The 7,422-nt window shown below is 37.1% G+C and carries 7 protein-coding genes; 6 read left to right on the top strand and 1 reads right to left on the bottom strand.

Annotated features, from left to right (window positions below; translation table 11 throughout):
• Window positions 1-481 precede the first annotated feature (481 nt).
• Window positions 482-622 (top strand): hypothetical protein, encoded by a 141-nt coding sequence (locus tag V7149_RS21665; protein WP_335347668.1) that lies wholly within the window; start codon window positions 482-484, stop codon window positions 620-622.
• A 199-nt stretch (window positions 623-821) separates the two neighbouring features.
• Here V7149_RS21665 and mreBH read toward each other — a convergent pair whose 3' ends face one another.
• The gene (gene mreBH / locus V7149_RS21660; protein ID WP_335347667.1) at window positions 822-1,829 is read right to left on the bottom strand and encodes a rod-share determining protein MreBH; all 1,008 of its coding nucleotides are present in this window, start codon (window positions 1,827-1,829) and stop codon (window positions 822-824) included.
• Window positions 1,830-2,171: 342 nt separating this feature from the next.
• Between mreBH and miaA the strand changes: the two genes are divergently transcribed.
• The 5 genes from miaA (at window position 2,172) to V7149_RS21635 (ending at window position 7,325) form a co-directional block, all read left to right on the top strand.
• The gene (gene miaA / locus V7149_RS21655) at window positions 2,172-3,131 is read left to right on the top strand and encodes a tRNA (adenosine(37)-N6)-dimethylallyltransferase MiaA (RefSeq protein ID WP_335347666.1); all 960 of its coding nucleotides are present in this window, start codon (window positions 2,172-2,174) and stop codon (window positions 3,129-3,131) included.
• 27 nt (window positions 3,132-3,158) lie between these two features.
• Complete coding sequence (gene hfq, locus V7149_RS21650; protein ID WP_066288744.1) at window positions 3,159-3,389, top strand: RNA chaperone Hfq; 231 nt, start codon at window positions 3,159-3,161, stop codon at window positions 3,387-3,389.
• A 262-nt stretch (window positions 3,390-3,651) separates the two neighbouring features.
• Window positions 3,652-4,599, top strand: coding sequence for a stage V sporulation protein K (gene spoVK, locus V7149_RS21645; protein ID WP_335347665.1), 948 nt, complete (start codon window positions 3,652-3,654; stop codon window positions 4,597-4,599).
• Between the two features lie 187 nt (window positions 4,600-4,786).
• The gene (gene hflX / locus V7149_RS21640) at window positions 4,787-6,043 is read left to right on the top strand and encodes a GTPase HflX (protein WP_335347664.1); all 1,257 of its coding nucleotides are present in this window, start codon (window positions 4,787-4,789) and stop codon (window positions 6,041-6,043) included.
• 13 nt (window positions 6,044-6,056) lie between these two features.
• The gene (locus tag V7149_RS21635) at window positions 6,057-7,325 is read left to right on the top strand and encodes an aminotransferase class I/II-fold pyridoxal phosphate-dependent enzyme (protein ID WP_335347663.1); all 1,269 of its coding nucleotides are present in this window, start codon (window positions 6,057-6,059) and stop codon (window positions 7,323-7,325) included.
• Window positions 7,326-7,422: the final 97 nt, after the last annotated feature.

Below are 7,422 nucleotides of genomic sequence, written 5' to 3'. Positions count from 1 at the left end.
ATTGGAAACCCAATAAGCAATTTGTTTAGTAAAATTTTTTCGAAATATGTAAATAAAAGAGTGAACTACAATCTAATTCACTCTTGAAATTTAATAATTATTGGTCAGTCGTATCAGACATATTTTTAGCAGTGGGGTACGTTTCACCGTATCCTTCAACATTGCCCAGCATGCTCTCTATGAAATTCTGACCCTGAGTCTTGACTATTATTAAGTGATATATTTTTTTGCTTCTTATTATCATTAGCTGGATTTGGCAATTCACTTCACCTCCTAAACACATATATAGGATGCTGAGTATTTGCAGAATTATTCAAGGAGTAAAAAGCAATTTACTAATAAATAGTACGCTTATTTAAAGAAACAAACTAACAGGACCACATATAGACGAGTAAGAAGTGCAATTACAAGGAATTAATAAAATTGTTGCAGGAATTTGCTTGAATCTCCCGAATTATGTATGAAAAAAGGAGATGAGGCAATGGAGCAAGTAATTGAAAAATGGATTTGCTCGAATTGCAACTTGGAGATAACAGATGAACGTGAGTATCTAGATAATAATGGGGTGTGTGATGACTGCTACAGTATCCCGTTAAAGAAGAAATTAGGATTAAAATTATGAAGGGAAATATCTCCTTTTATCGAAATGAAGTTAAGAATATTATTAAACATATTAATTTTACCGAATGATGGTAGATATTATAAAAGAGTTATGTGACACCAACTAGATAATCAATAAGATGTCGATAATTTTATTATGTAAACTAAAATCAATTAAGGGAGCATTATCCGTATGAATAATCCTCCCTTAATCTTTACATTTACTTAATTGCAGTTTGCAATTTTCCGATATATTTCAAAGCCATGCCTGTCCCAATTGCAACTGATTCAAGCGGACTTGGAGCGAGGTGAACAGGAACAGAAATTTCAGTGGAAAGCCATTCCTGCATTCCGTTTATGAGGGCGCCACCACCCGATAGGATAACACCTCTATCCACAATATCTCCGGATAATTCAGCAGGGCTCTCTTCCAAAGTGGCGCGAATGGCTTCAAGTATATGAAGCAACGATTCCTTAATAGCTTCTCGAATGGTATAGGACGATAATGTAATGGTTTTTGGAAGGCCTGTAACAAGATCACGTCCGCGAATCTCCATTTTTAACTCATCATGATCTATGAGTGCGTAACCAATTTCCATTTTAACTTTCTCGGCCGTTCGTTCTCCAATTAAAACGTTAAAATCCTTACGAACATATTGAATAATATCCTCATCCAATCTATCGCCGCCAACACGGATAGAATGACAGGCAACAACACCACCATAGGAAATGATAGCTACTTCTGTCGATCCGCCTCCAATGTCCACTACTACGTTAGCGATAGGTTCGTCTACCGGCAAGCCAGCTCCAATTGCCGCAGCTACAGGCTCTTCTATTAAATGAACATGTTTTGCGCCTGCATGACGAACAGCATCAAGAATAGCTCTTCTTTCAACACTTGTTGAGCCTGATGGAGTACAAATCACTACATTCGGCTTTCTAATGGCAAAGCCAGCCTTTTTTGTTGCTTTCGCCATTACATACCGTAGCATTTCGGTTGTCGTATCATAGTCTGCTATTACACCATCCTTTAATGGACGAATAGCAATAATTCTGCCGGGTGTTTTCCCGATCATTTCTTTTGCTTCTTTTCCTACAGCCAACACCTTTTTTGTATTCGTATCAAGCGCTACAACAGAAGGCTCATTAAATGTGATTCCTTTATTTTTACAATATACTAAGATATTAGCTGTTCCTAAATCAATGCCTAATTCAGAAGTTGTAATCATTATTTACTCCCACCTAATCTATTACTGAATATCAAATTACTCTTGATATTCTTCTACTAAACTATCATGATTAGGGGGGTATCTAATTAATTGTTATGAAATCGTTAATAAATTGTAATGAAACATGAAAATAAAACCATAAAACGCGAGTAGAATAATGAATAAATCAATGGAATCAAGTCAATAATGTTTAAATGTGAAAAACGAATCCATTATTTACATTCATAACCACTGAAAGTAGTTCATGTTTATGATACTATAGGGGGGATAGCGCCTTTTCGTCAAAACGTAATGAGGTGCTTTTAACTTAGGTAGTTCAATAAAGGCAGTGTGAACAGATTAATGGAAAAAGAAAAGCTTGTTGTGCTTATTGGTCCAACTGCGGTTGGGAAAACGAAGCTAAGTATTGAATTGGCTAAAAGGTTCAATGGAGAAATTATTAGCGGTGATTCAATGCAGATCTATAAAGGAATGGATATTGGCACAGCAAAAATTAAAAAGGATGAAATGGAAGGAATTCCTCATCATTTAATTGATATTAAAGATCCAAAGGAGCCTTTTTCTGTTGCAGAATTTCAAGAGCTTGTCAGAGAAAAAATCTCTGAGATTTCATTAAGAGGGAAACTGCCGATGATTGTTGGTGGAACTGGCTTGTATATCCAATCCGTTATTTATGATTATCACTTCTCAGATGCCCCTTCTGATGATGATTTTCGACAAATGCTTGAAAAAAAGGCAGAGGCCGAAGGAAATGAAAGTGTGCATCTAGAATTGAGCAAGGTTGATCCCGAAAGCGCAGAAAGAATTCATCCTAATAATGTCCGCCGAGTCATTAGAGCGTTGGAAGTTTATCATTGTACTGGTAAAACGATAAACGAATTACAGGAAAACCAGAAGCCTGAGCTTATGTATAATACAGCTATAATTGGGCTAACAATGGATAGGGAGATATTATATCAGCGAATCAATACTAGAGTGGATTTAATGATTAAGGAAGGACTCCTTGAAGAGGTTGAAAGGTTATTTAATCAGGATATAAAGGATTGCCAATCGATTCAGGCAATTGGCTATAAGGAACTCTATGAATATTTTAGTCATAGCATTTCATTAGAGGAAGCGATCTCTCAGTTAAAGCAGAATTCCCGCCGTTATGCAAAAAGGCAGCTGACATGGTTTCGAAATAAAATGAATGTTGATTGGTTTGATTTGTCGGATGTTGTCAACACCGGCATAATTGAAAAAAAACTTGCGGAAATTTCAACGCATATTGAAGGAAAGCTGCAAATAAAATCGAATACATAGAGTAGAGATAAAAGAGGAGGATATAAGATGAAAACATCTATTAATATTCAAGACCAATTTTTAAACCAGCTTCGGAAGGAAAATACAAATGTAACCGTGTTTTTATTAAACGGGTTCCAAATTAGAGGCCAAATAAAGGGCTTTGATAATTTCACGGTTCTTTTTGAATCTGAAGGAAAGCAACAGCTTGTATATAAACATGCAATTTCTACATTCGCGCCTCAGCGCAATGTTCAAATCGATATGGAAAACCAATAATTCTTATCCGCATTGAATAAGGGTTCTGCTTCTTTGAAAGCGGAACCCTTATTATTTTTAGCGGTATTCAATCAGGACAGGGTGTAAATTAGGCTTTTACAAAAATCTTTAATGAAGTAAGAAACAAATGAATACATATAGATAAGGAATTTTTTAAATAAGAGTAAGAGGGCATTTTATGATTCTATGAAAGAAAATAGGCTTTTGTCACAATCTAAACTTCTAAGCGTATACTGTTTTTGAGAACGTGAGGTGAAAGCTTTTGGACCAGCCAATTCGAATGAAGAATAATGGACAGATTAGCATCGTCCTTAATTCACAAAATCGTAAAACATTGACGAAAGAACTGCCTGAAACTCAACCCTTACCTAAGGTAATTCCACCGGAGCATACAGCACTTAAAGATATAGAAGAAGAATTAGGTGCTCTTGTAGGAATGGAAGAAATGAAAAGAATGATTAAGGAAATTTATGCATGGATATATGTGAATAAAAAACGTGAGGATGCAGGCCTAAAGGCAGGAAAACAGGCGCTTCATATGATGTTTAAAGGAAATCCTGGCACTGGTAAGACAACGGTTGCCAGATTAATCGGAAAACTTTTTCAAAAAATGAATGTTTTATCAAAAGGGCATTTAATTGAAGCTGAACGTGCGGATCTCGTTGGTGAATATATTGGCCATACGGCACAGAAGACGAGGGATTTGATAAAAAAGGCTATAGGCGGGATCTTGTTTATTGATGAAGCTTATTCACTTGGAAGAGGCGGAGAGAAGGATTTTGGAAAGGAAGCCATCGATACTCTTGTTAAGCATATGGAGGATAAGCAGCATGAATTTATTCTAATCCTTGCAGGCTATTCAAGGGAAATGGATTACTTTCTCACCTTAAATCCTGGATTGCATTCTCGCTTTCCATTAGTGATTGACTTTCCGGATTACTCCGTTACACAGCTCATGGAAATTGGAGACAGAATGTTAAGGGATCGAGAATATACGTTAAGCCATGAAGCGGAAAAAAAGCTGCATGACCATTTACTATGGATTAAAACTCATTTAAATCCAGTAAGCTTCTCCAATGGCAGGTATATTCGAAACGTCATTGAAAAGTCGATAAGGGCTCAGGCAATGAGGCTGTTAATGCAGAATAGCTATGATAGGCATGAATTGGTGACAATCCGAAGCAATGACTTAGTATTTGATGAGGGTTAATATTAGAAGGATTCCACTTAACAGGAATCCTTTTCAATTTGCAAAGAGAGATTCTTTAAAATGTAGTCAGCTATCTTTCGAAAATATAACGTTAAACGAACAGAAATTAGAGTTAAATTATTGATTTTGTTATGATAGTATTAAGTGATTTTTGTAAAAGAGTATACCAGGGAAAGAAGGATGCTGATTGGAGCAAAAGCATAACTTTGAAAAAGTAATTCTTGTAGGATGTCAGACAAAAGAAGAAGATCAGCAATATGCCTATTCGATAGAAGAATTAGGCTCTTTAACTGAGACAGCAAAAGGAAAAGTCGTTGCAACCTTAACGCAAAAACGTGATCGCATTCACTCGGCTACATATATTGGAAAGGGCAAGGTTGAGGAATTAACGGCCCTTCAAGAAGAAATAGATGCAGATATAATTATCTTTAATGATGAATTATCACCAAGTCAAGTTCGAAATCTTGCAGCAGCTGTAGATGCGAAAATAATTGATCGGACTCAATTAATCTTAGATATATTTGCACAGAGGGCACGTTCTAAAGAAGGGAAGCTGCAAGTCGAATTAGCCCAGCTGCAATACTTGCTGCCAAGATTGACAGGCCAGGGAACCCAGCTTTCAAGACTTGGAGGTGGAATTGGAACTAGAGGACCAGGTGAAACGAAATTAGAATCGGACAGACGACATATTCGCAATCGCATCAATGAAATTAGGAACCAGCTATCTGTTATTGTTCAGCATCGTGACAGGTATAGAGAAAGAAGAAAAAAGAACAAAGCATTTCAAATCGCGATAGTAGGCTATACGAATGCTGGGAAATCGACATTGTTTAACAGACTAACTGAGGCAGATTCCTTAGAAGAAAACCAGTTATTTGCAACCCTTGATCCGATGACTAGAAAGTTAATTATGCCAAGTGGCTTTATGACTCTCCTAACGGATACAGTAGGTTTTATTCAAGATTTGCCAACCACCCTAATAGCTGCTTTTCGATCGACCCTTGAAGAGGTTAAGGAGGCAGATTTAATCCTGCATGTTGTTGATAGTGGAAGCCCAGATTATTATCAGCATGAAGAAACGGTTAATGAGTTATTAAAGGAACTTGAAAACGAAAAAATTCCACAATTGACTGTATATAATAAGCGGGATATTAAACACTCGGATTTTGTTCCAATTGCAAACACAAAGTCGATTCTAATCAGTGCATTTGAAGAGCAAGACCGCAATCAGTTAAAAAGCACAATAGAAGAAATAGTTCTGGAAATGATGAGTTTTTATCATGTAGAGGTTTCTTCCTCAGAAGGAAAGCTTCTGTCCCAGCTCAAAAATGAAACGATATTACGGGAATTATTTTTCGATGAAGAAAAGCAAATTTATGTTTGTAAGGGCTATTATTTAGAAAACCACCATATTGCTGGGCAGTTACATAAATATAAAGTGTAGATAGGAGAACATCATGTTTCAACAGTTATCAAATGGGGAAAAGCTGCAGCCGATTGTTACTGAAATTGAGCAGCAAATTGCTAAAGTATTAAAAGGTATTGATAATAGGATTGATGAAAATCAATTTCGTGTGCTTAACAGCTTTCAAAACAATCGGGTGAGTGATTCTCATTTTATTCCAACGACTGGATATGGCTATGATGATATAGGAAGGGATACTTTAGAAAGGATCTATGCTGAAGTATTTGGAGGAGAATCTGCAGTCGTCCGTCCACAAATTATTTCTGGAACACATGCCATCTCCATTGTCTTATTCGGGGTACTTCGTCCTGGAGATGAACTGCTATATATTACGGGGAAACCATATGACACATTAGAAGAAATAGTGGGTCTAAGGGGCAATGGCGTTGGTTCTTTGAAGGAATTCGGAATTACATATAATGCTGTTAATTTACTGGCAGATGGATCAGTTGATTATGAAGCTGTAGCAAAGGCAATTAAACCTCACACAAAAATGATCGGTATTCAACGATCAAAAGGGTACGCCACTAGACCTTCCTTTACTATTGCTCAGATTGAAGAAATGATCAAATTCGTGAAGGAAATTAAATCAGATGTTGTTGTTTTTGTCGATAATTGCTATGGAGAATTTGTTGAGACAAAAGAACCATGCCACGTTGGAGCTGATTTAATGGCTGGTTCATTGATTAAAAACCCTGGTGGAGGACTTGCTAAAACAGGGGGCTATATTGTTGGGAAAGAGAAGTGGGTAGAGGCCTGCTCCTATCGCATGACTTCCCCAGGAATCGGTGCGGAAGCCGGTGCCTCTTTATACAGTCTCCAAGAAATGTATCAGGGCTTTTTCCTAGCCCCTCACATTGTCGGCCAAGCACTAAAGGGAGCGGTTTTTACTTCTGCATTTTTAGAAAGGCTTGGAATGAATTCTTCACCAAAATGGGATGCAAAAAGAACGGACTTAATTCAGTCAGTCCAATTTGATGACCGTGATAAAATGATTGCTTTTTGTCAGGCTATTCAATATGCTGCTCCAATTAATTCCCATGTTACTCCATATCCAAGTGCGATGCCTGGATATGAGGATGAGGTGATTATGGCAGCTGGAGCTTTTGTACAAGGAGCAAGTATTGAGCTGTCAGCAGATGGCCCGATTAGACCGCCTTATGTGGCGTATGTTCAAGGCGGACTCACTTATTCCCATGTAAAAATTGCCGTTTGTACTGCCATAAATGGGTTGATCGAAAAGGGTTTCATTCAAATTTAATTAGTGGACAAACTAAGGACAGTGACTATATGAGCTGTTCTTTTCTTTTTTAAAAATTTTCATGTTAGAAAACCTAACATCTAATTGACAAGAGACC

Origin of the sequence: Bacillus sp. JJ1503 (assembly GCF_036965125.1) — a bacterium.
GTDB lineage: Bacteria > Bacillota > Bacilli > Bacillales > Cytobacillaceae > Cytobacillus.
Note: the sequence above shows the minus strand (reverse complement) of the source record. Positions and strands in the feature narration are given on the sequence as shown.